Raw genomic sequence first — 24,344 nt, forward strand, 5'->3', positions numbered from 1 at the left:
GTGAAACTTCGTTCCAATTCATACCGCTATTCAGCACCACCTGGCATATTAGGTTTGATGAAAACCGTGTTACGAAGAAAATCTTCAAACAGATGGGGCGGATCGGTATCAGGTTTACGTTGAATTACCTGCCGGAATCGCCAGAGTACGTGGCCAGCAATCCACGTAGTATCTGCAACGGCTGAATAGAACCAACCATGATTTTTGATAAAGTAGCGTCGTCTAGAGTCAAACCAGTACTGGGGTAGGCGCTTTGGTTGAGCATTTCTAATAGTCACCCCTGTACTTTGTCCAGCAATATGCATGATGCGGCTTTGAGGGACATACCAGCAAGACCAACCAGCCCGTTTGGCTTGTAAGCAAAAATCGGTTTCCTCATAGTAGAGGAAATAGGCTTCATCCATTAAGCCTACCGATTCAAATACTTCACGCCGGATCAACATACTGGCTCCTGGCAACCAGTCAACTGGAGCAGGTTGATTGTCCATTTCCCGAACCAGCGTCCATTTTTCCAGCAGCTTTGTGACAATACCCAGTCGTAAACCAGAGTCTAATTCACTCAAAATGTTTGGAAAACGAAAAGTGATGGGCCAGGGTTCGCCGTCTGCTTCCTCAAAGCTACTACCGACAATACCTACGTCAGGATGCTGGACAATAAAGTTTACCAGCGCTTTCAACGCTCCGGGACGAACGAGGGTGTCTGGATTGAGCAACCAGTAGTAATCGGGAGGATGGTCAGATTGTAGAGCTGGGCGCACTGCCAGGTTGTTGCCATAGGCAAAGCCACCGTTATGTTCAGCCGCCACCAGAGATACCCAGCTTTGCCAGCCTTGAGCCGCGATCGCCTGTTGAATCTTTTCCACGGAGTCATCGCCAGAGGGATTGTCTACCACCACTACCTGGGTTCCGGGTAGAGATTTCACCTCTTCTTCTAGAGAGTGCAAACAGTTGATCGTTAAATCCGCCGTTCGATAATTCACGATCACAATCAGTAGCGAACACTTTTCGGCAGATTGGGCAATGTCGTTCATATGCTCAGTAAGTGGCTGAAATAAATTGGATGGAAAGGATTTAGACAATATTAATTTGATTGGCATAGAGTAAGGATTACTCTCAAAGCCTTGCTAGTTGAGCCTGAGAAGCGGGTTCAGCCGCAAGTGCATGGTCAATGTAAGCCTGTACCACTTCAGCCATAACCTGTACATTTGGTTCCTGAAGCATACTGGAGTGCCCACCTGGAACATCATGCACCTGAACCATGCCAGTAATGCGTTTTTCCCACCCAAACAGAGGGTCGCTGTAGACTTCGATCCAGGGTTCATCATTTCCTTCTCCGGCGGCGGCTCGTAGCAGAAGAACATTTCCCTGAAGTAGGGTATCGGGGCGGTATTCAGTTTCGGCAAAGTTGTAAATCATTCGGACTGTAATGGTATGGAGGTAAGGAGGTAGGGCAACGCCCCGATCTAGATACTTCCTGAATTGCTGAATGCGGAAAGTGTTCCAGGATCGAGTTGCTCTGGATTGAACTTCGTAGGTCAGCAAATTAATGGCTTTTTGTCTGGCTTTGTTAAAGATGTAAAGTACTTTTGTCAGAGGACTGATTTTCTGCTCCTGGTTGAAGATCGAAGCGAAACTCTTCAGGCGCTGGCTGGTAGTGCGACCAAATTGTTTAGGTGCTTCCACATCAGCAGCATCAATTAAGGCAACCATACCAACCGTCTCACCTTGAGATTGCAGTTGACGGGCAATTTCAAAGGCGATCACACCACCCGCACACATGCCCCCCAGCAAGTATGGACCGTGAGCTTGCTTACTCCGAATTTTTTCGACATAGTAGGCTGCCATGTCCGGAATTCGAGTGTGCAAAATCGAAACGTGTTCTCTGGAGTGGGGCTGAATCCCGTAGACCTTATGTGCCAGATTGAGACGGTATGCCAGATTGCGGTAGAGCATTGTCTCCCCGTCCCCATCGTGAATTAGGAACACCGGGGGTTGAGAACCCCCATCCCGCAGCAAAACCAGCGAGTCGCGCAGGGCTGCTGTTCCAGCGATCAGTTTTGCCAACTGCTCGACGGTGGGTGCTTCAATCAGGGTTGTAAGCGGAAACTTCTTACCAAAGGTTTTCTCAATCTGGGCGAATAGTTCGACCGCCAGCAAGGATGTACCGCCTAAGTCAAAGTAGTTATCTTGTAGCCCAATACCTTTAATGTGCAGCAACTCAGACCATAGAACTGCCAGCGATCGCTCAGTGTCTGTTCTGGGAGCGACAAAGGGTTGCTCTAGCTGGGGGCGATCGCTGGACTGGGTAAGTTGAGCACTGGAGAGGATTTGCTCCAGGTTAAACAGTTGATTGGCGATCCGTTCGTACCGTTCAGACTTACTGACTTGAGATTGAGTTGATGTAGTTGCCGAGGACTGTCTAGCTTGCTCACTGGAAGGAGGGGTGGTAGCACCAGGGGCATAGGCGACGGCTGCGGCAACATCGGTTGGAATCGCAAACTGGAAGCCACTGTCAGTTTTTTGCTTGTAATCAGTTTCTTGCTTGTAGTCAATTTCTTGTTTGTAGGCAGTTGCAACACTTTCCAGAAAGTTGAGGGCAGGCAGATTTTTGTTAGTGGGAATCAACAGCGCATTCACCCAGGGCAAATTTTGCTGTTGAGCAATTTTAGCCAGGTGGATCAACATCGCATGTTCAACACCTCGCCCCAGAACCCGACAACTGAGAAGAAAGGTATCAATGGTGAGCGTGTCCGCCTCCGTGGCAAAAATCATGACACCGACCAATCCATAGTCGCCAAAGCGATCGCTCACTCCCACGACCCGGCATTCCAACCCTGCCTGATTCAACTGCCGAATCTCGCTCTCGGAACGGCGACGGGTGGTGAAATTGAATTGATTGGTGCGTTGAGTGAGTTGAGCAACCCGCTGGATCTGATCGGGAGTGGGCGTTGAAATGTCAATCTTCAATTCCAACCCAGCCAGGAAATCATCAATGGTTAATGCCTGTTTTTGGAATCGTTCACGCTCCACGTTTTGTTTATAGAGATCGGTGCGTTGCCGATCTTCTGCTGTCACCTTCAGGTGGTCAAACGCCCAGACGTGTTGTAAGAATCGGGGAATATCATCGCCACTTGGTAATTGGAGGGTTAACACTTCGGGACAGTTTGCCCGCATCTCGGCACATTCCACGGGATTATCGTCGATGAAGATGAAACTATCCAACCCCAGGTTAAGCTCCTGTGCTAGAGACCGAATATTTTCAGACTTTGGTAGCCAATTGACACGCCAGGAAACAATGTTCTCCAGCTTCAGCGGCATATCAGAGCGTTGCTGAAAAACATCCAACACATCTTGCTCTACGTTTTTACTACACAGACAGAGGATCATTCCTGCCTGCTGTTGAGCCAGCATAAACTCCTGTAAAGCGTTCCATGCGGGGGGCATCTGAATGCCCGTCACGCCTTCTTCACCCACGACTCCCTTCCAGAGGGTGTTGTCGCAGTCCAGGGCAATGACTTTGTGAGGGGCACTTTTGATCGCAAAGATTTTGCGTGCCAGCAGAGTGCCCAGAGCCGTGAAGAATCGAGGCGTGAAGGGAATGTGCCCTAGCTGATCCCGTTGCGGATCATAATAGTCGGGGACGGGGTACCGCTCGAAGTCTTTAGCCGTGACCAGATATAGCCCACCTATAGACGCAAATTCAGATACCAGACGATCTTCTAGCCGCTGGCAAAAGGCAGACCAGGTGGGTTGGGCAAGGGCAGTTGGCGAGTCTGGGCAAAGACAGAGGATGTGGGGAGTCGAGGAGTTCGTAACGGAGGTTTTGATTGCCCGGATCAGATCTTGTAGATTCTGCTCAACTTTTGCCATTAAAGCGGTTTCAGTCTCGGTTTCCTGATCGCGTCGCCAGTCTTCAAACCGGAACAGGATGATGTTCACTCCCTGCTGATTTTGGCAAAGCAGGCTGGTCGGATTGAGCAGTTGTTGAAACACCTGGTTGTAAGGCGCAATGGCGATCGCCATTGGCAGATCAAGTTCTTTAACCCAGAAGGCAAGTGAGTCTTCTACTGGCTCTACGGTAAAGGTCGCTGAGATCGCGATCGCTGGGTTGTACTCCTGGCTGGGAAAGACTGAAGATTGAGCAACCGTTTGCACCATTGGGATAGATTCCACTGAATGAGACGGACAAAACTGTTGGCAGCAGAAAATAGGGGAGAAATTTGTCTGAAAGCCGATCCGAAAAGCCTTAACTGGCAAAGCCTAAAATTAGACCCAGACAGTTTTCCGACAGGCTTTAAATCCCACTGTATGTTCGTATGAAACACCATTCACCAATGGCATGACGACCACCTGATGGCATCTTTATTTACTCTTTACAATTATTTACTTTTCATCTGATCAGACGTAATTGGGCATTTTGTTTGTAACTGATAGTTTAGAATTCATGAACTCGCTTCCCCTGGCATCTAACATTTGAAACCTGACACCTGCTGTACTTATTGTTCCCTTAACACAGAGGAAACTCTCTGATGAGCGTGAATCAAACATTTGCCGGTTCCAGTAGAGCGCCCTGCATCCGGTTGAGCCAGGTGATCAGGTTTTCAAGCTGTTGATCGGCGTTGAGGATACCCAGTCCCCGAACGGTAACTTTTCCAGGGGTGTAGACAAACCGGGAATGGAGGTGTTCGGGCAGATTTGCCTTCAGTAGATTCCAGGCAGGCTCTTCCATTGGGGTTTCCAGGATGACATGTTGGCTACCTTCGGGCTTGATGCGGGAAAATCCAAGTTTTTTGGCGATTTGCTTCAATTCCACAATCCGAATGAGTTGGAGGGCGGCGGTGGGAAGGGGACCGTAGCGATCGCTCCAGTCCGCCGCAATCTGGGTCAACTCCTGCCGGGTCGCAGCAGAGGCAATCACCCGATAGGCACTCATTTTTTGATCCAGGTCAGGCATGTAATCGGCAGGAATGAACGCCGTCAGGTTGAGGTCGATCTGGGTATCTTCAACCTGGGGAATTTCCTGACCGCGAATTTCACGGATGGCTTCTTCCAGCATCTCCACATAAAGGTCAAAGCCGATCGCGTCCATTTGCCCCGATTGTTCTGCCCCCAACAGATTACCTACTCCTCGGATTTCCATATCCCGCATGGCGAGTTGATAACCAGACCCTAGTTGGGTGAATTCCTGAATCGCTCGCAGCCGTTGGCGGGCAGCATCCGTAAGCTGGCTCTGTTTCGGGTAGAGCAACCAGGCGTGTGCTTGAATTCCGGCACGTCCCACCCGTCCCCGTAACTGGTAAAGCTGTGACAGCCCGAAGCGGTGAGCATCTTCAATCAGAATGGTATTGACACGGGGAATATCCAGCCCCGATTCAATGATAGTGGTGCAGAGGAGAAGATCGGCTTCCCCTTCGCTGAACGTCAGCATGGTCGATTCCAGTTCGCTTTCGGGCATTTGCCCGTGGGCGATCGCCAGCCTCACCCCTAATACCATCTCCCGAATGCGAGCAGCAATCTCTTCAATCCCTTCCACCCTGGGCACCACGTAGAAAACCTGTCCACCGCGATCCAGTTCCTGCCGAATGGCACTGCGAATCATTTCCGGGTCAAAAGGGGCGAGGTGGGTCTTAATCGGGCGGCGGGAAGGGGGTGGAGTGGTAATCAGACTCATCTCGCGCACCCCGGAAAGCGCCATGTAAAGGGTACGGGGAATGGGAGTGGCGCTAAGGGTAAGGACATCCACCTGGGTTTTGAGGGATTTGATCTTTTCCTTCTGGTTCACCCCAAACCGCTGTTCTTCATCCACTACCAGCAGCCCCAGGTCTTTGAACTGAACGCCTTTGCCCAACAGTTGGTGGGTGCCAACGACGATATCCATTTCTCCCGATGCCAGCCGCTTCTGAATGTTGCGCCGTTCTTCGGCACTACGGAAGCGGTTGAGTAAGCCGACCTGAATTGGGTAGGGGGCAAAGCGTTCTTTGAGGGTGTGGTAGTGTTGCTGGGTCAGGATGGTGGTAGGGGCAAGCAGGGCAACCTGTTTACCGCCAGTGACCGCCTTAAAAATGGCGCGGATAGCGACTTCCGTTTTGCCAAACCCTACATCTCCACAAACCAGGCGATCCATCGGGCGATCGCTCTGCATGTCTTGCTTAACATCCTGCGTTGCCTTAAGTTGATCGGGGGTGGGCTGGTAGGGAAAGGAGTCCTCCATTTCCTGTTGCCAGGGCATATCCACAGGGTAAGCAAAACCCTCCTGACTGGCGCGGTTGGCATAAAGCTGGAGCAGATCCACTGCTACTTTTTTGAGAGCCTTCCGGACTTTGCTCTTGGTGCGCTCCCAGGCTTTACTGGACATTTTGTTCAGTTCGGGGGTGGTATCCCCGGCTCCCCGGAAGCGCGACAGGGCATTAAGCTGATCCGCCGCAACCCGAAGCAAGCCATCCGCGTACTGAATTACCAGATAGTCGCGGGTTTCTCGATTCAGGGCGAGGCTTTCTAGCTTGAGGAAACGCCCAATTCCGTGGCTGCGGTGAACGACGTAGTCGCCCGGTTGCAGTTTGTTGGGGTCAACCTGTTTGGAAGCCGCGCGGCGACGTTTACGGACATAACCGGGTGTGGCAAGGGTATGCTGCCCAAAAAATTCCCGGTCTGTGATCAGTACCAGGCGGAAGGTGGGCAGGATGAAGCCCTCCAGTTCTGCCAGCCCGGAGTACTTCACCGCAACGGGAACATGCTGCACTTGAAGTTTGTCGATCGCCAGAAAGTCACGCGGATTGGGGATGAACTGGGCGGGACAGTCATGCTCCTGCAACAGGGCAACCGATCGCGACGGTTGGGCAGAAACGAGCCAGATCGAGAAGCCGCGATCGCGCTCTTGCCGCAGGGTTTCCGCTAGGCGGGCAAATTGATGGGGAATGGCGGGCACCGGGCGACTGGATAAATTAATCGGAGAGGGTCCTTTATCCTTGTTGGTGGTTGAGCGAGGGGCAGACTCTTCTGCCAGTTCGTAAAGATAGAGGCGATCGAAGGTTTCTAACTGGGGCAGTGCCTCTTGCAGACGGCGATGGGTAGGGGGTAAGTCCTGTCCCACTTGAGCGTAATGCTCAGCCACGTTCTCAAACCACAAATCTCCGTGTGCTTCACACTGCTCCGGTTCATCCATCGCCACCAGGGTGTTAGTGGGTAAATAGTCCAGCAGGGAAGCCGATGTTTGAAAGGCAAGCCCCATGAAGCGGCGGGAGCCTTCCGGCATTTGTCCTTCATCAAGCTTTTCCTGTTCTTCTGGCGTGAGATAACGCTTCAGTTGGAAACTTTTCTCCCCAGTCAATGCCGCCTGAACGATGGGGGCGTAGCTGGTGGGAGTGAGGACAATTTGTTCAATCCGGTCCAGCGATCGCTGGGTGGAGGGGTCAAACTCCCGGATTTGATCCAATTCATCCCCAAACAGTTCCAGGCGAACGGGTAACTCGGATGCCACCGGAAAGACATCCACAATATCCCCCCGACGGCTCCACTGCCCTTCGGTTTCCACCAGAGGTACCCGCTCATAACCCAATCTGGCAAGTTCCTTAGACAGGGTTTCCAAGTCCAGTTCTGCCTTTTGCTTCAGGGTCAGGCAATAGGGCTTGAAGGTTTCGGGCGGGGGCAGATGGGGTTGTAGCGCCCGTTCTGTCGCAACAATGGCAAGGGCGCGGGGACTGGCAACGGAGTTTGGCAGTTCTTCCCCCTGTTCTCCGGAGTCTGCTCGCCGGACTAAATCTGCTAAAACCTGCAACTGTCCCCAAGTCATCTCTGACTCTGGATCAAACGGTTCGTAGGGGGAGGCTTCCGAGGTGGGATAGAAGTGGACGGTCTGCCAGCCCATCGTTTCTAGCTGGGCAGTCCAGCGGCTGGCTTCTTCCAGGGTCGCAGTAATGACCAGCAGGTTGCGGGTTTGTGCCTGTGCCAGGGCAGAACTAACTAACCCTTTTGGGAGCCGCGCCAAACCAGTTAGCTTCAGGTGCTGATGCCGCTGGAGATTTGCTAACAGTTCTGAGGTGAGGGGCGATCGCCCCAGAGCACGAGTAATTGAGGAAAGCGCCATAAATGCTGAGTTCAGGAAGATAGGGAACAGGGAGGGTTTACCTATCTTCATACATCAGGCTAACAAAAATAGGGATTTGAACGGGAGGTTCCGTCATGCCCAATTGATGTGAGATATCTGTTTTGATGTAACCATCACGAGTCAAGTGGACTTCATACCCCCCGATGCTGAGGTGTTTTGCAAGACAGTGAGGGATGCCGCCCACCCGACTAAAAATTGCTGCAAGTGCTCACCACACTATCCTTTCAACACCTGATCTAAGAGATTTCTAGCAGGTTGGGCATTCACCAGGGCTGATTGATGGTCACTGTAAGCGCGAACCAGGCGAAAGAGACCTCCTACTCCAGTTTTGAGTTGTTCAAGCTCCTCTCCAGTTATCACTTCACCGTCCAGCATTCTGACCAGCAACGGTTTAATGTCACCCACATCCTGACGGACTTTCTGAAGCTTTTCTACCGTACTCAGTAATGTCTTGAGTGCGTTTAGACAATTATCAATATCCTGGGTATTCACCACAGACTCGGATGAACTCTCCGCCGTTACTTCATCATCAAGTTCTTCATCATCAAATTCTTCATCATCAAGTTCTTCATCATCGAGTTCTTCATCATCAAGATCTTCAACCCCTGATGTTTCCTGGATAGACCGCTTAGTTTTGTTGCCGTTTGTCAGTACCATCAGTCATTTCCTCTTTTAGGGACCCATCGAACCCGCTACGACCAGGCTCCTTACCTTACAAGGATTGATTCTACACAAGCTCAAGCTGAATGGCTAAAGCAATTCTTTTGATTATTGCCTTCCGCATATGTCTTAATCGCCTTATCATCCCTCAATCAGACGTTGCTGATTTTGGGTATGAATTGAGAGCAGTACGAATTGAAACTTCGTTCCAACTCATACTGCTATTCAGCACTACCCTGAATCAAGTTTTTCCAGATAGGCGTTTAGGGGTTTGAGCATCATTCCCATTACCCTGAGGGAATGAACTTGGGTGTTTGTGAGGAAGAGCCAGGAGAAAAGCAGATACCTGTTCTACAAGGGTTCGCTGAATGCCAGCAGATTTCATAGGAGCACCTCTCACGGGAGACTAGTGCAATTGTACTATAAAGCCAAGTCAATTTGAATTAAATTGAGTCCTGCTCCTCTGCCCCTCTGCTCCTCTGCCCCTCTGCGCCCCCATCCAGCACCGTCCTATCCATGTATAGTGCCATCCGGCATCGTGGTACCGGCTAGGATTGCTCCGGTTAGTTTGACCATGACCCGATTGGGATAGCCAATCTGAGCGCCGCTGAGGTCGGCTCCACTAAGATCCGCACCGCTGAGGTCGGCTCCAATCAAATTACAATCGCGTAAATTTGCCTGACGTAAGTTCGCCTGGAGCAAATTTGCCCGGAATAAATTTGCCCGCTGCAAATTTGCACCGCTCAGGTTAACGTGATGCAAAAAGGCATCACTAAGATTTGCGTTGCTTAAATTGGCATTACTGAGATTTCTACCCGAAAGATCTTTTTCTGCCAGATTTGCGCTACTTAAATCAGCCCCACTTAAATCAGGATGCTGGCTAGCACGCTGGGACGGTGAGGTGTAATCAGGATTGCCATAGGCACTTGCCTGTTTCTCGTAATGGGTCTGGGTTTGAGTACGAGAATAGGCTTGCTGATAGGGATTGCGTGTTTCTTGAGCCTGATGGCTGGAGTATGACGAACGATGAGATTGGCTTGAGGACTGATAGTTTGGTGGCTGATGATTTGAGGATTGGGGAGTGGAAGACTGATGATTTGAGGATTGATAGTTTGAAGACTGAGGGCTAGAGGATTGATGGTTGGAGGATTGATAATTTGAAGACTGACGGGGATTAGAGGACTGATAGTTTGAGGACGGGTAGGAGTCGTGAGGACGGGGATAGGGCTTGTAAGGATGGCTGCGGGAAGTGTGCCCGTTCTGCGGCGGAGTGTTGGAGCTGTGAGCACGCAGGCGATCGCGGGCATGGTTCAAATCCTTGAGCTTTTCCTGTGCTTTTTCCAGCAGACGAGGATTATCTTTAGGAATGCGATCGGGATGCCAGATAAACACCAAATCTTTATAAGCCTGGTTCACCTCCTCAAGAGATGCACCAGGCTTTAATTCCAGAACTTGATAGCACCATTGTAAGTTGCTCATTGGAACCACAATAACACCACTTCCTCAAAGTCTGGTGTGAAGGAACTTGGAAGAAATAGAAAAGGAGTACGGCTACGAGTCAACCAATGGAAAGCAGTGCCATGTAGATCGGGTAGAGGGACAGGCAAAACCCAAAATCTAAGGACTATCGATTAAGATGCGATCGCCTGCACTCTCCGCTCCCGACTGGGAACCTTCGCCATGGCTTCTTCTGATAGCTGCAACAAAAAGACCAGTAGCGAATTGCTCTGAAGTTCTCGCCGCAGCATTCTAACTAGCTCACGCTCAATTTGGGTTTGCAACCCAACCCGGTCAATCTCTAGCTTGCCATTCTCGCCCAGAGGACGGACAAACTCCGTCCAGCGATCGCGAACCACCAGTTCAATCGTGTCTTTCACCCGCTTTTGCAGTTCAGCCCGTGCAATAGAAGTCACCACTCCTCGCAGGTGAACTTCCGGTGATGCGACCAATTGCCCTTCCCAATCCAGCGTTGCCGCAACTGTAACAATGCCATCCTCCGCCAATTTCTGACGTTCTCTCAGCACACTGTCGTTCACCACACCAGAACGGGAAGAATCCACCAGTTCCAGACCAGCAGGCACTTTGCCCGCAATCCGGATCGCGGTTTCACTCAGTTCGACCACATTACCGTTGTCGATAATCACCATTTTCTCTGCCGGAATACCCATACTCTGAGCCGTCTGGCTGTGTTTCACCAGCATCCGATGCTCCCCATGAACCGGCAGAAAGAATTTGGGACGGGTCAGCCCAATCATTAGCTTCTGGTCTTCCTGGCAACCGTGACCGGAGACATGAATTCCCTGATCACGACCATAGATAACCTTCGCCCCTTTCATCATCAATTTATCAATGGTGTTAACCACAGCGATGGTATTGCCGGGGATAGGATTTGCCGAAAAAACTACCGTATCTCCTGACTGAATCTTGATCTTGGGATGGGAACCATTCGCAATTCGGGTTAGCGCCGACATTGGTTCTCCTTGAGAACCGGTTGTCAAGATTAGCACATTTTCATCGGGTACCTTTTGAATCACATGCAGCGGTTGCAGCAGGTCATCTTCACACTTGATGTAGCCCAGATTGCGGGCGTGGGCAATGACGTTAAGCATAGAACGCCCAACTACGGTCACCACGCGACCATGCTTCTTTGCCAATTCAAGGATCATATTGATCCGGTGGACAGAGGACGCAAACGTAGTAACCAGCAGCCGCCCTTGTGCCTGACCAAACACGCGATCGAGATTGGGATAGACCGATCGCTCTGAAGGGGTCGATCCGGGTATTTCAGAATTGGTTGAGTCACTGATCAGGCAATGAACACCCTTTTCGCCATATTCCGCCAACCGCTGAAAGTCGAAGAACTCCCCATCTACGGGAGTGTGATCCACCTTAAAATCGCCGGTATGGATAACCACCCCTACAGGCGTGCGAATGGCAACGGTAAAACTATCAGCAATGGAATGGGTATTGCGGATAAACTCCACAAAGAAGGAATTACCAATCCGCACGACTTCACGGGGGGCAACTGTGCGAAGTTCGGTGCGATTGGACACACCAGCTTCTTTCAGCTTTTCGGTCAACAGAGCCATTGCCAGGCGGGGACCGTAGATGACTGGAATTTCAAACTGCTTCAGGTGAAAGGGAATGCCCCCAATATGGTCTTCGTGACCATGAGTGACGATCATGCCCTTGATTTTGTGGCGATTCTCCCGCAGGTAGGTCGTGTCGGGCAGAACAATATTGACTCCGTGCATCCCATCGGTAGGAAAGGCTAAACCCGCATCTAGCAACATGATTTCGTCGTTGATCTCAAAGACGCAAGTATTTTTGCCAATTTCGTGCAGTCCACCCAGAGGAATAATTTTGAGCGCAGGAGAAGATTTTGTTTGGGTCATTGGGATCCTTAGCGAACGTATAAAAAGAGTTCAATGCGCTGAGATTCTCCCTATCCCATCCGTGGGGGTGGGTAGTAGGAAATCAAATAAGCCGCCTATTCAGTTGTCAAGAAAGCTTGATGAAGGATGGTTTTAGAGTAGCGACAGATCAACCATCACAGACTTTAACTTTGCGCTTAAATCAGTGGGAATGTCAACCAGTGGAAGACGGGGATTACCCACTTGCCAACCCTGAAGCCGCAATGCAGCTTTGACTGGAATTGGATTGGTCGTCAGAAACAGAGCCTTAAATAAGGGAAATAGCTGGAGATGGGTGCGAATAGCTGATTGAACCTGCCCCACCTCAAATGCTTGAATCATTTGCTGGAGTTGGGAACCAACCAGATGACTGGCAACACTCACAACGCCTACGCCACCAACAGCCAGCAGTGGCATTGTCAAAGAGTCGTCTCCAGAATAGATCGAAAAATCAGGAGGTGTCATCCGACGGATTTCGCTTGCGTGGTCAAGGCTACCGCTAGCTTCCTTAATTGCCACAATGTTTGGGATTTCAGCGAGACGGCTAACCGTTTCCAGTTGCAATCCCTGCCCAGTACGCCCCGGTATGTTGTATAGCATAACCGGTAATTCAGGGGTAGACTCTGCGATCGCCTTAAAATGCTGATAAAGCCCTTCCTGGGGCGGTTTATTGTAATAGGGAACCACTTGCAACGAACCATCTAACCCTAGTTTAGCGGCTTTTTGGGTAGCTGCGATCGCCTCCCGTGTCGAGTTTGATCCGGTCCCGGCAATGACCTTCGCTTTGCCTGCCACCGCCTGCTGAACCACCCGGAATAGCTCATACTCTTCCTCCCAGGTCAGGGTTGGTGATTCTCCCGTTGTGCCACAGACCACCAGCGCGTCGGAGCCATTGTCAGCCAAATAAACCGCTAATTTCTCAGCGATCGCGTAATCAACACCACCATCCTGACCAAATGGCGTGATCATTGCAGTTATCACTCTTCCAAAATTCACCACACCTGTTTCAGGCTCCTTCAACGAATCGGGTTTAGCTTATCAGTGTTTTGTGTTGGACAGGGGGCTTTTAACTAACCCCTGGTTGCTACTAAAGGTTTCACCCAATTGTTCTCGACCAGCAGTTCGGCAATTTGAACCGCATTCAGAGCGGCTCCTTTGCGAATCTGGTCGCCACAGAGCCAGAGTTCCAAACCACAGGGGTGAGAAAGATCTTGACGAATTCGACCGACCAGCACCTCATCCTGACCGCTGGCATCAATTGGCATGGGAAAATAATTTGCCTGCCAGTCTTCCACCACCTTGACCCCCGGAGCCTGACTTAAAATTTCCTTCGCCTTAGCCGGGGGGAAGGGTTGGTCAAATTCCAGGTTAATTGCTTCTGAATGTGCCCGCAGGACGGGAACCCGTACACAGGTTGCCGTCACCCTCAAATCTGGCGCATCGAAAATCTTACGAGTTTCGTTCACCATCTTCATTTCTTCTTCGCAGTAACCCTGCGAATTTAGTTTCGTATTGTGGGGAAACAGGTTAAACGCCAGCGGGTAAGGAAATAATTCTGTCACAGGTTCCTGACCATCCAAAATTGCCTGTGCCTGTACTTTTACCTCTTCCATTGCCCGTGCCCCGGCTCCACTGGCAGACTGATAGGTGGCTGCCACAACCCGCCGGATTGGATGTACCCGATGCAGGGGATAAATTGCCACTGCCATCAGAATCGTTGTGCAGTTGGGATTGGCAATGATGCCCCGGTGCGAAGCCGCTGCCTGGGGGTTGACCTCTGGCACCACTAGGGGAACTGTTGGATCCATCCGAAAAGCGCTGGAATTATCAATCACCACAGCTCCAGCGGCAACAGCTTTGGGTGACCATTGCTTGGAAGTAGAGCCTCCAGCAGATGCCAGCACAATGTCAATGCCATCAAAGGCTGTTTCATCGACTGCCTCAACGGAAATCGACTCCCCCCTGAATGGGAGCGTGCGCCCTGCCGATCTTGCCGATGCCAGCAATTTCAGTTTTGCCAGGGGAAATCTTCGCTGCTCCAGCAGTTCCAATAGCTCAGTACCAACGGCACCTGTCGCCCCCAAAATGGCGACCCGATAGGATTCAGCCAAACCGAAGTAATCCTTGAAATAAATGAATTCCCAAATTCTAGCGGATTTTGGAGACAGCCAATCTTTAAGATTCCTCCCCTCAACCCAGTAACCCTTCTTCAGAATCAGTTACCATTGTTTATTGCAGTGATGCGATCTAAGCGATCGCCCCCTCTTGCGTGTCTGGTATGTGTCTGATTAGGAGTTAGTCCCTGTTCATGGGCTAGAGAACTCCACACATCTTAGAAATATTATCTGAAACCAGATTGTCCGAAACCCCACTATTGTATGAAGCCATTATTCAGTCTGAAGCAATTATTACGATGAAAGTAACCCAGGAAAAACTTCCCGCCAGCCAAATTGGCTTAGAAATAGAGATTACGTCTGAAATGACCAAACAGGCGTATGAGAAGGTCATTCAAAAATATACCCGTACAGCCAATATTCCTGGGTTTCGCAAGGGCAAGGTGCCCCGGCAGGTGCTGATTCAGCGCTTCGGTGCATTGCAACTCAAGGCGGCAGCGCTGGAAGACTTGATTGATGACAGCCTGAAACATGCGCTGGAGCAGGAAAAAATTGGCGCTTTAGGTAATTTTCAACTGCGCTCTTCGTTTGAGAATCTCATCACCCAATATGAACCCGGATCTCCCCTGACTTTTTCAGCATCCGTTGATGTTGAACCAGAAGTGACGATTAGCCAATATCAGGATTTGCAGATTCAGGCAGAGGAAATTAAACCGGATCCCGAACGGGTTGATCGAGTGTTGGAGCAATATCGGGAACAGGTCGCAACCCTGATACCTGTAGAAGGGCGCTCCGCTCAACTCAAAGATGTGAGCGTCGTGGATTATAAAGGCGTGCTGTTGAGGGATGACCCGGAGGCTGAGCCAGAGGAGTTTCCTGGTGGTGAGGCAGAAGACTTTAAGGTGGAACTGGACGAAAGTAAGTTTATTCCAGGTTTCGTCGAGGGGATCGTAGGCATGGCTCTGGGGGAAACCAAAGACATTCCCCTGGATTTTCCGGAGGACTATCCCCAGGAAACCCTGGCAGGGAGGAAGGTAAGGTTTACGATTACCTTGAAAGAATTGAAGGAAAAGGAACTGCCCGAACTGGACGATGAGTTTGCCCAGGAAGTGAGTGAATACGAAACCCTGGCAGAGCTGCGAGAATCCCTGGAAAAACGTTACCAGGAAGAAGCCGATGATAAGACAGCCGCCAATAAAGAGCAGGCGATTTTGAATGAGTTGCTCAAATATGTGGAGGTGGATCTGCCTGAAACGCTGATTGAGCGAGAACTCAATTACATGATCAACCAGACCGCGATGCAACTTCAGAATCAAGGCATGGACATCCGCCAGCTATTTACGGAGGAAACCATTCCCATGCTGAAGGAACGATCGCGACCAGAAGCAATTGACCGACTCAAGCGCACGCTGGCGTTAGGGGAAATTGCCAAGCGGGAAGAGATCAAAGTCGAAGCAGAGGAAGTGACCGGCAAGATGGAAGAAATTCTGTCTGAGTTGGGTGATGAAAGCAAGGATATTGATCGCGATCGCCTCAAAAGCGTCGTTTCCGAAGATTTGTTACGGGAAAAAATTGTGTCCTGGCTGATTCAGCACTCTACGCTTGAACTGGTTCCCGAAGGGACGCTTCAGGTAGAGGAACCCGAAGCCACAGAGTTAGAATCTGAGGCTCTCGAATCTACGGACGAAACCGAAACCACAGCCGAAGAAGCTACCGCAGAAACAGCGGTGATCGATGTTGTGGCAGAGACCGTATCCGCCGCAACTGAGGAAACCGCTGAAGTGCCAGCCGCAAAAGCGAAGAAAACCGCCAAAAAAGCCAGTGGTGCAGAAGCAGAAGCTTCAACTGCTGAAGCACTTACTCCCGTCGAAGAACCCACACCAGCCGAGGAGCCTGCCCCCAAGCGCAAAGCTTCTAAGACAAAATCCAAGTCATCTGACAGTGAGTGACACCTTGATCTTCCCAGGTTCTTTCTAAGATCTTTTAGTCAGACCTGTTACACCCTGAAGTACCCACGTTAGAATAACCAGAACATTTTGCTAGGGGTTGCCCAAGTCTCACCAAGTCCTGGAGATGTTGAGGCATAATTTTGGATAGACCTATCTGAAATTTCCAGTACCTCCCTTCTATTAGAAGATCGCTGCTACGATCAATTCATCCGTCATCAGTGATTTCTAGATCAACCCAAAAATTTGAGTTATGGTTACTTCCCGATCGGACAACTATTCAATTCACAGCCTCAATTCCCTGGAAGTGCTTTCTTTCGATAGCAACAACGTTGTGCCAATGGTGGTTGAGCAATCAGGTCGGGGTGAGCGTGCATTTGACATCTACTCCCGCCTTTTGCGTGAGCGCATCATTTTTCTGGGCACCCCGATTGATGACAACGTTGCCGACTCCCTCGTGGCTCAACTCCTGTTTCTAGACGCTGAAGATCCAGAGAGAGACATTCAGCTATACATTAATTCCCCCGGTGGTTCCGTCACATCGGGGATGGCAGTTTACGACACCATGCAGCAGGTTCGTCCCGATGTGGTTACGATTTGCTACGGATTAGCTGCGAGCATGGGTGCCTTTTTACTGGCGGCTGGTGCAGCCGGGAAACGGATGTCACTGCCCAGTTCGCGGATTATGATTCACCAGCCGTTAGGCGGTGCCCAGGGGCAGGCAGTAGATATTGAGATTCAAGCCAGAGAAATCCTTTATCATAAGCGCAAGCTCAATGAAATTCTGTCTCTCCATACCGGGCAACCGCTGGAGAAGGTAGAGATTGATACCGATCGCGACTTTTTCATGTCCGCCAACGAAGCCAGGGACTATGGTTTAATCGACCAGGTCATTTCTCGGCAAAACCTCCCAAAAGCGGGAGAGACTATCGTTGCAGTTCAATAAGAGGCAGATATGTCCAAGTATGACTCCCATCTCAAATGTTCCTTCTGTGGCAAATCCCAGGAGCAAGTCCGTAAGTTGATTGCCGGACCGGGAGTCTACATTTGCGATGAATGCGTTGATCTCTGTAACGAGATTCTGGATGAGGAACTATTTGACTCTAGTGCTGCCGCTCCGCAGCCAGTTCCCCGTCGCGAACAGTCTCCTGAAAAGCGTAAAACCCGCGCTTCTAGCCTGTCCCTCAACCAGATCCCGAAGCCACGGGAAATCAAGAAATATCTGGATGAGCATGTGATTGGGCAGGATGAGGCAAAGAAGATTCTCTCTGTTGCGGTTTATAACCACTATAAGCGCCTCAGTTTTGTCCATGCCAAGGGGAATGGCAAAGCGGCTCCCGATGACCTGGTAGAACTGCAAAAGTCCAATATTCTCCTGATTGGACCGACTGGCTGTGGTAAGACTCTGCTTGCCCAAACCCTGGCAGAAATTTTGGATGTGCCGTTTGCGGTTGCCGATGCCACCACCCTGACCGAAGCGGGTTACGTCGGTGAGGATGTGGAAAACATTCTGCTGCGTCTGTTACAGGTCGCCGACTTAGATGTGGAGGAGGCACAACGCGGGATTATTTACATTGATGAGATCGACAAAATTGCCCGCAAGAGTGAAAATCCTTCCATTACGCGGGATGTCTCAGGGGAAGGGGTACAACAGGCTTTACTAAAGATGCTGGAGGGGACGGTTGCCAATGTTCCTCCCCAGGGTGGGCGCAAGCATCCTTACCAGGACTGCATTCAAATTGACACCAGTAATATTCTGTTTATCTGTGGTGGTGCCTTTGTAGGGCTGGACAAGGCCATTGAGCAGCGAATTGGCAAGAAGTCCATTGGCTTTATTCAGCCTGGTGAAAACCAGCCGAAGGAGAAGCGGTCAGCCGATATTCTGAAGCATCTGGAACCAGATGACCTGGTGAAGTTTGGGATGATACCAGAGTTCATTGGGCGGGTTCCGGTGATGGCAGTGGTGGATCCGCTGGATGAGGATGCGTTAACCGCCATTCTGACTGAACCGAAGAATGCCTTGGTGAAGCAGTATCAAAAGCTTCTAAAAATGGACAATGTGTTGCTGGAGTTCAGGCATGACGCGGTTCGGGCGATCGCCCAGGAAGCATACCGCCGCAAGACTGGAGCACGGGCACTGCGGAGCATTGTGGAAGAACTGATGCTGGATGTGATGTACGAGTTACCCTCTCGTAAAGATGTGACCCGGTGCATGATTACCCGCGAAATGGTTGAGAAGCGCTCTACGGCAGAGTTACTGTTACATCCCTCGTCCATTCCCAAACCAGAATCGGCTTAGTCCAGCCAATAATTAACAACCTGAAGATTTTTGTAGTCTTGTAGAGGTGCTAAATTGCGTGCCTCTACAATGTTTTATAGTCATTCTCGAATGTTTTATAGTCATTCTCGTTTCATCCGTTAACCAAAGGGCAGGTGTAGTGCCTGCCAGAAAAACCTTGTTTGACCAATACCCCCACACCTGAGTATCCAGTTTTACAAATTTCTTTCACGATGCCTCAGATTCAAATTCGCGGTTTTAACCATTACTACGAATGGATAACGGATTCGGAAGAGTCAAAACCCACGGGTAAGCCAGTCATGGTGTTCATGCACGGCTGGGGTGGTTCCGCCCGGTACTGGGAAAGTACTGCCCGTGCCATTTTCGATGCGTTTGATTGTTTGCTGTATGACATGCGTGGCTTTGGGCGATCGAATATTGTTCCCGCCGAAGGATTTGAATGCCCTGGCTATGAGCTAGAAACCTATGCGGAAGATCTGGCAATTTTGCTGGATATGCTGGGCTTAAAGCGGATTTATCTAAACGCCCATTCCGCGGGTGCTTCCATTGCCGTTTATTTTCTCAACCTTTATCCAGAACGAGTTAACCGGGCAATCCTGACCTGCAACGGGATTTTTGAATACGACGAAAGGGCATTCACTGCCTTTCACAAATTTGGCGGATACGTGGTTAAGTTTCGCCCGCGCTGGCTCTATGGCTTACCCTTCATGGATCGGATGTTCATGAAGCGGTTTCTCTACCGTCCCCTGTCCGGGGCAATTAGCCGCTCCTTTCTGAATGATTTTTTAATGGCAGACTATGGGGCTGCTTTGGGAACCATCTTCACCTGCGTTAGCCAGAGGGCGGCTGAGGTCATGCCTCAGGAGTTTGCCAAAGTGACCGTGCCTACGTTGATGGTGTCCGGCGATCGCGACATCATCATTCCCGCTGAAATGGGACGTAAGGCGGCGGATCTGAATGACCTGATTGAGTTCGTGTCTATTCCCGACACGGCTCACTTCCCCATGCTGGAGGATACACCCACCTACCTGAATTTGATTCGAGAGTTTTTGGGTGTAACTGATGCAGTACATTCCTACTAAAATCCTGGGCATTGCTGATTCCAGGGATAAATGCAGAGTTAGATGGATTAAGATTTTGTTTCAACTCATCCTGCTTTTAAGCAACACCAAATCCTGTTGCTAATTCGGAAAAATCCCGTGAGATTTCCTTGTTAGGGGAAACTTGATGCCGAATCGGTGTCAACCGGCAGAATGTTGTAGCTACCGAAAACCTTCAATGTCGCTGTTTCCTGGGTCAACTCCTCCAAAGCTAGCTGGATAGCGGGATCATGGGTATCTGCCTCCAAGTCAACGAAAAACAGATAATCGCCCAGCGATCGCTTGGTTGGGCGGGATTCAATTTTGCTCATGTTAATGCCCCGGTTAGCAAATACCTGAAGCGGTTTAACCAGGGCACCAGGCGTATCATGCACCGTGAATGCTAAGGAGGTGTGCTTACCTCCAGGAGACAGTTGTAAACCTAGAACCCAGAAGCGGGTGCAGTTATCTGGGGAGTCATTAATCGGGCAGGCAAGAATGGGTAACTGGTAAAGCTGGGCTGCCCGTGGAGAAGCGATCGCCCCCACCGCTAAATTAGCTTCGAGATATTGCAAGGCTTCAGTCGTTGAATTGGTGGAAATCAACTGGGCTTGAGGGAGAAATTTGTCTAACCATCCCTGGCACTGTGCCAAAGCCTGAGGATGGGAATAGATCGTTTGAATCGCCTCAAAATCCTGCGCCTGGGAAATCAGAGCATGGACAATGGGTAATACCAACCCTTGTTGAATTTGAAGTTTATCCAACCGCCATAACGTATCCAGGGTAAAGGTGACACTACCCTCAACCGAGTTTTCAACTGGGACGATTGCCAGAGCAACCTCTCCCTGGGTAACAGCAGAGAGTGTTTGAGCGATGCTGGGGTATGGGCACAAAGATAGATTCTGCCCCATCACTTGAACGAACCAGTTGGCATATAGGATGGCTGCCGTTTCTGCATTCGTGCCCGATGGTCCCAAATGGGCAATAGATAAGGTCATAAAGCTCAACTTGAGAAAATAGAATCCAGAACTATCCTAGTGGTTTGTCAACTTTGTGTTTGTGAGTCTGGGAAGGAAAGGGGTAATTTCAACCCACAAAATAATTCTTGACAGACCACCCCGGCGGACAGGCACAAAGCCATCAGCGTTCTTCCATCTTCCTCCCGTCTATTAGCGTTTGAAGGTTCTAAACGTGGTAGATACTGAAAACAAATGTAACGATTTCATAAATCTACACACTTGACTCTTTAAAAACTGTGAATTTAGGGTGCCAAACTCTGTAAAAATGATTTGTCATAGGATCTCAGTATTTACACTGCCGTATTAGCCGTTCAATCCCTTAAGAATTGTTTAGAATTGTTTACAGTAAGCTCAATTAATTCGTTGGTTTCTCCAAATGGATACTCGCTTCACGGCTTCCCAAACAGTTGAGATGGTGGTTCTAGAACAACCCATCCCCATCCAGCACTATCTGCGCCAGCCGCAGCGTCTCGTCAATGCTCTGGCAACTTCCAGCCAGATTGAGCAGTTGGGTGATGACCTGTTTCGGTTAAAGATGCGCCCTCTCAGCTTCATGATGCTAAGTATCCAGCCTACGGTGGATATGCGGGTCTGGACAGAACCGGATGGAACCCTTCATTTGCGATCGCTCGCCTGCGAAATCCGAGGGGTTGAGTACATTAACCAACGATTCTCTCTCAACCTGATTGGTAAGCTGCAATCCTGCCAGATTAAGGGAACAACCCATTTGAAGGGCAAAGCAGATCTGGAAGTGCGGGTAGAAATGCCCCCCCCACTTATGTTCACCCCCAAACCAATTTTGGAAACTACTGGCAACGGTCTGCTGAAGAGTGTGCTGATGACCGTCAAACAACGCCTTATGCATCATCTGTTAGCAGACTATTACAAATGGGCGGCATCCGAAACTGAGCCGCTTACTCGAGCAACGTTGCTGTCGCCAAATAGTCCGATCGCCTAGGAAATGAGGGCGTAGGTGGTAGGTATCAGGTGAATCCAACGTTAGCGCATCAATCCATCCAATACCGAGATCGCACAGCTTTCCATCAAGAGTGAGATCGCCCCTCGCTGTCGGCTGGGTTGAGCCTGTGTAGCCTGCGGGGTTGGTGATGTTGGATTTCCTTATTGTCAACCCAACTTACTATGCTAGTCAGCGACCCTGGCTAGTCAACGACCCTGAGCCGACCAGCACGCAAAAGCTCAAAGACTCGGTTGATCAACTCTTGCTCTGCCTGATTAATTACTTTTTGGGATAAAAGAGCAGACATAAACTGTTGCTGATCAGCGCGAGTAATCTTGCCACAAGTAGTAATTTTATTCACCATCTGCTCAATATTCGGGCGAGGTAGATGAGCCTGTGTTGTCATTTCAGGAACCGATGCAATGATGTATCGAACTTCATCCAATTTTCAAATATTCTGCTATCTAATCAGGAGATTTAAATCCTATTTTCCTGTGATGTTAATCACAATCGAATCAGGATAAATATTAGGACTCTCTATCTTTTGGATGAAGGGTTAAAAAAAATTCCTAGTTTTTACTGAAACTTTATAAGTAGGAAAATTTCCCCCTTAGGGTACTGGGTGTTTTTACTAAGGTTTTGCTTTGATCAAGATAACGCAAAGGAAAATATAGAAATCCGGATCCCGTTGAAGAGCCTTGTATGAGGTAATCCAAGGATGAAGATGGAAGTTAGATCTTCCGATTGGGAACTTCTATTTAGCTTTTATAAAGCGCCAATATTAAAGCTCATTCTGAAAACTCTCTTAAGCTCTACTCATCTTTTCGGTGACAGATAGAGTCAGTCTTAGCATGGAATGGAGTTTTGTATTTCACTGCAAGTTCACTTTAAGTCTGCGAATTCTCTCCTTAACTTTACGGAAACCCAAATTTTGATTTGTATCTTGATAGAGAGGGAACAATCAATCAATTACAACATCAAAAGCCTTATAAAACCCACAAACACAGAACTCACAAACGTAATTGAGGTCATCCAGACAACAGGGAGTAGTACCATGTCTGATTCCATATTCGGTGAAAGTCTGCACGCCACGAAAGCAGTCCAATCCAATTCCTTCAGTTTTGACGCTTTAAACCCACTTCGTCAGTGGCTTGATGGTCTAGAAGTTAATAACCGCCGCTTAGCGCGGCTCATCTACAAAGTGATCCCCGGTCAGTGCCCGTTTGAAAGAGATCTAATCCTGTTCGGGCGTAAACTGGCGCACATTCCCCCCCTCTGTAAGTTAAACCCCCTGTATGAACAGTTGGTAAGCTTACGATTTCGTTCACTCTGCTACCTAGTTGATGTCTGTGGCGAAAGAATTTAGTGACTCATCCTGCTAGCCGTCTGCTAAGCAGATTTTAAAGGGCTGCAAATCCTTCAAAGTTCCGCAAATTGGTTTTTCTGAGTTTAGACTACCAGGCAAAGCTCCTTTAGTGAACCACTATCCAGGTAGATTGGCTAATCTGGACTCAATTTCTCCAGCATTGAGGCAGCGACCAATAAACACCAGACGAGTCTGGCGGGATTCTTCAGCAGACCAGGGGCGATCGTAGAACTGATCAAAACGAGTTCCCACTCCTTGCAAAACCAGGCGCATTGATTTTTGGGGAACCGCAACAAATCCTTTGACTCGATAGATTTCCTGTTCTTGCACCAAGGCTTCTAACTGCTGCTTGAGCGCCTCGGGATCAAAAGTACGATTCAGGATCAGGTGGGTAGAGCTAATTTCGTCATCATGGTCATGGTCTTCTTGATCGTCGTGATGGCTGGGACGGCTTTCTAAATTATCTTCAACGGCTGCCGCAAAACCCAGTAACACATCGGGATCGAGTTTTCCATGACTGGTTGAAACCATTTTCACTGATCTGGGTAGTTCCTGTCGTACCCGTTCCATGGCTTGAGACAGGGTGTCCGAAGTAACCAGGTCGGTTTTATTTAAAATCACCAGATCCGCACAGGCTAACTGGTCTTCAAATAACTCTTGAATGGGCGTTTCATGATCTAGATTGGGATCTGCCTGACGCTGTGCTTCCAATGCCGCTAAATCACTGGCGATCGCGCCACTGGAAACCGCTTCACAGTCTACCACCGTAATTACACCGTCAACGGTTGCCGCATGGCGGATTTCCTGCCAGCGGAAGGCTTTGATCAGCGGTTTGGGAAGTGCCAGCCCGGAGGTTTCAATCAGGATATAGTCCAAACTGTCTCGCCGCTTGATCAGTTCTAGCATTGTCGGCAGAAATTCTTCCTGAACGGTGCAACAGAGGCAACCGTTGGTCAGTTCCACGATTTGGGGGACTTGGGGATCAAAGGTTGAGGATGTAGGTGTGCCCTGATCATCGCCCCCTTCTTCGTCACAAACCTGGCAGGAGCGCAGCAGATCTCCATCAATGCCTAATTCACCAAACTCATTGACCAGAACAGCAATTCGTTTGCCTTGATTGTTCTGGAGCAGATTACGGATTAAGGTGGTTTTTCCGCTGCCGAGAAAGCCTGTAATGACCGTTACTGGAATTTTCGATGCCATATAGAGGGGAGGGGGGAGTAGGGAGTGGATGGGCGGGGAGTGGATGAGGGGATCATCTACCTATTCCTCATTTACCCACTCACCCATTTACCTATCCCCCCATCTACCCATCCACCCTAGTGATTTGTCAACTTTGTGCTTATGAGTCTGGGATAGGAACGGGATGATTATTTTAGGGTTTTC

Annotated in this window: 17 protein-coding genes; 6 read left to right on the forward strand and 11 right to left on the reverse strand. The window is 49.7% G+C overall.

Annotated elements, in window-relative coordinates; genetic code table 11:
* Positions 1-26: 26 nt before the first annotated feature.
* The 8 genes from AC1S52_RS05355 to AC1S52_RS05390 form a co-directional block, all read right to left on the reverse strand.
* Entirely contained in the window at positions 27-1,097 is a 1,071-nt protein-coding gene (locus tag AC1S52_RS05355) for a glycosyltransferase family 2 protein (RefSeq protein WP_482027977.1), read from the reverse strand.
* Between the two features lie 16 nt (positions 1,098-1,113).
* Positions 1,114-4,158, reverse strand: a complete 3,045-nt coding sequence (locus AC1S52_RS05360; protein ID WP_482027978.1) for an HAD-IIIC family phosphatase — start codon at positions 4,156-4,158, stop codon at positions 1,114-1,116.
* A 382-nt stretch (positions 4,159-4,540) separates the two neighbouring features.
* On the reverse strand, positions 4,541-8,083 hold the full coding sequence (mfd, locus tag AC1S52_RS05365) for a transcription-repair coupling factor (RefSeq protein WP_482027979.1): 3,543 nt from the start codon (positions 8,081-8,083) through the stop codon (positions 4,541-4,543).
* A gap of 237 nt (positions 8,084-8,320) precedes the next feature.
* Positions 8,321-8,761, reverse strand: a complete 441-nt coding sequence (locus AC1S52_RS05370) for a hypothetical protein (protein ID WP_482027980.1) — start codon at positions 8,759-8,761, stop codon at positions 8,321-8,323.
* A gap of 513 nt (positions 8,762-9,274) precedes the next feature.
* Positions 9,275-10,243 (reverse strand): pentapeptide repeat-containing protein, encoded by a 969-nt coding sequence (locus AC1S52_RS05375; protein WP_482027981.1) that lies wholly within the window; start codon positions 10,241-10,243, stop codon positions 9,275-9,277.
* Positions 10,244-10,395: 152 nt separating this feature from the next.
* A complete protein-coding gene (locus AC1S52_RS05380; RefSeq protein WP_482027982.1) occupies positions 10,396-12,159 on the reverse strand; it encodes a ribonuclease J in 1,764 nt (587 codons plus the stop codon).
* A gap of 132 nt (positions 12,160-12,291) precedes the next feature.
* Positions 12,292-13,176: a 4-hydroxy-tetrahydrodipicolinate synthase gene (dapA, locus tag AC1S52_RS05385; RefSeq protein WP_482027983.1), complete on the reverse strand. Its 885-nt coding sequence runs from the start codon at positions 13,174-13,176 to the stop codon at positions 12,292-12,294.
* A gap of 71 nt (positions 13,177-13,247) precedes the next feature.
* Positions 13,248-14,288 carry an aspartate-semialdehyde dehydrogenase gene (locus AC1S52_RS05390; protein ID WP_482027984.1) on the reverse strand — a complete coding sequence of 347 codons (1,041 nt, stop codon included), beginning with the start codon at positions 14,286-14,288 and terminating at the stop codon, positions 13,248-13,250.
* A gap of 245 nt (positions 14,289-14,533) precedes the next feature.
* Here AC1S52_RS05390 and tig point away from each other — a divergent pair, with 245 nt between their 5' ends.
* The 4 genes from tig (at position 14,534) to AC1S52_RS05410 (ending at position 19,618) form a co-directional block, all read left to right on the forward strand.
* Positions 14,534-16,240 (forward strand): trigger factor, encoded by a 1,707-nt coding sequence (gene tig, locus AC1S52_RS05395; RefSeq protein ID WP_482027985.1) that lies wholly within the window; start codon positions 14,534-14,536, stop codon positions 16,238-16,240.
* Positions 16,241-16,490: 250 nt separating this feature from the next.
* Positions 16,491-17,183 carry an ATP-dependent Clp endopeptidase proteolytic subunit ClpP gene (gene clpP, locus AC1S52_RS05400; RefSeq protein WP_482027986.1) on the forward strand — a complete coding sequence of 231 codons (693 nt, stop codon included), beginning with the start codon at positions 16,491-16,493 and terminating at the stop codon, positions 17,181-17,183.
* A gap of 9 nt (positions 17,184-17,192) precedes the next feature.
* On the forward strand, positions 17,193-18,536 hold the full coding sequence (gene clpX / locus AC1S52_RS05405) for an ATP-dependent protease ATP-binding subunit ClpX (protein WP_482027987.1): 1,344 nt from the start codon (positions 17,193-17,195) through the stop codon (positions 18,534-18,536).
* A 212-nt stretch (positions 18,537-18,748) separates the two neighbouring features.
* Positions 18,749-19,618 (forward strand): alpha/beta fold hydrolase, encoded by an 870-nt coding sequence (locus AC1S52_RS05410; protein ID WP_482027988.1) that lies wholly within the window; start codon positions 18,749-18,751, stop codon positions 19,616-19,618.
* Positions 19,619-19,749: 131 nt separating this feature from the next.
* On the opposite strand, the gene pheA is transcribed toward AC1S52_RS05410, so the two are convergent.
* Entirely contained in the window at positions 19,750-20,613 is an 864-nt protein-coding gene (gene pheA / locus AC1S52_RS05415; protein ID WP_482027989.1) for a prephenate dehydratase, read from the reverse strand.
* A 397-nt stretch (positions 20,614-21,010) separates the two neighbouring features.
* On the opposite strand from pheA, the gene AC1S52_RS05420 reads away from it, so the two are divergent.
* Positions 21,011-21,592, forward strand: coding sequence for a DUF1997 domain-containing protein (locus AC1S52_RS05420; RefSeq protein WP_482027990.1), 582 nt, complete (start codon positions 21,011-21,013; stop codon positions 21,590-21,592).
* Between the two features lie 202 nt (positions 21,593-21,794).
* On the opposite strand, the gene AC1S52_RS05425 is transcribed toward AC1S52_RS05420, so the two are convergent.
* Positions 21,795-21,998, reverse strand: a complete 204-nt coding sequence (locus AC1S52_RS05425; protein ID WP_482027991.1) for a hypothetical protein — start codon at positions 21,996-21,998, stop codon at positions 21,795-21,797.
* A 648-nt stretch (positions 21,999-22,646) separates the two neighbouring features.
* Here AC1S52_RS05425 and AC1S52_RS05430 point away from each other — a divergent pair.
* The gene (locus AC1S52_RS05430; protein WP_482027992.1) at positions 22,647-22,958 is read left to right on the forward strand and encodes a Mo-dependent nitrogenase C-terminal domain-containing protein; all 312 of its coding nucleotides are present in this window, start codon (positions 22,647-22,649) and stop codon (positions 22,956-22,958) included.
* Positions 22,959-23,075: 117 nt separating this feature from the next.
* Here the strand turns inward: AC1S52_RS05430 and cobW are convergent, their stop codons facing one another.
* Positions 23,076-24,161 (reverse strand): cobalamin biosynthesis protein CobW, encoded by a 1,086-nt coding sequence (gene cobW / locus AC1S52_RS05435; RefSeq protein ID WP_482027993.1) that lies wholly within the window; start codon positions 24,159-24,161, stop codon positions 23,076-23,078.
* Positions 24,162-24,344: the final 183 nt, after the last annotated feature.

The organism is Kovacikia sp. CALU 1929 (genome assembly GCF_056784235.1).

Coding starts and splice junctions, on each gene's coding strand:
- AC1S52_RS05360 (WP_482027978.1), bottom strand. CDS start 4,158: ATGGTGCAAACGGTTGCTCAATCTTCAGTCTTTCCCAGCCAGGAGTAC.
- clpP (WP_482027986.1), top strand. CDS start 16,491: ATGGTTACTTCCCGATCGGACAACTATTCAATTCACAGCCTCAATTCC.
- AC1S52_RS05380 (WP_482027982.1), bottom strand. CDS start 12,159: ATGACCCAAACAAAATCTTCTCCTGCGCTCAAAATTATTCCTCTGGGT.
- AC1S52_RS05420 (WP_482027990.1), top strand. CDS start 21,011: ATGGATACTCGCTTCACGGCTTCCCAAACAGTTGAGATGGTGGTTCTA.
- AC1S52_RS05425 (WP_482027991.1), bottom strand. CDS start 21,998: ATGACAACACAGGCTCATCTACCTCGCCCGAATATTGAGCAGATGGTG.
- mfd (WP_482027979.1), bottom strand. CDS start 8,083: ATGGCGCTTTCCTCAATTACTCGTGCTCTGGGGCGATCGCCCCTCACC.
- AC1S52_RS05430 (WP_482027992.1), top strand. CDS start 22,647: ATGTCTGATTCCATATTCGGTGAAAGTCTGCACGCCACGAAAGCAGTC.
- AC1S52_RS05410 (WP_482027988.1), top strand. CDS start 18,749: ATGCCTCAGATTCAAATTCGCGGTTTTAACCATTACTACGAATGGATA.
- clpX (WP_482027987.1), top strand. CDS start 17,193: ATGTCCAAGTATGACTCCCATCTCAAATGTTCCTTCTGTGGCAAATCC.
- AC1S52_RS05370 (WP_482027980.1), bottom strand. CDS start 8,761: ATGGTACTGACAAACGGCAACAAAACTAAGCGGTCTATCCAGGAAACA.
- AC1S52_RS05355 (WP_482027977.1), bottom strand. CDS start 1,097: ATGCCAATCAAATTAATATTGTCTAAATCCTTTCCATCCAATTTATTT.
- cobW (WP_482027993.1), bottom strand. CDS start 24,161: ATGGCATCGAAAATTCCAGTAACGGTCATTACAGGCTTTCTCGGCAGC.
- pheA (WP_482027989.1), bottom strand. CDS start 20,613: ATGACCTTATCTATTGCCCATTTGGGACCATCGGGCACGAATGCAGAA.
- AC1S52_RS05375 (WP_482027981.1), bottom strand. CDS start 10,243: ATGAGCAACTTACAATGGTGCTATCAAGTTCTGGAATTAAAGCCTGGT.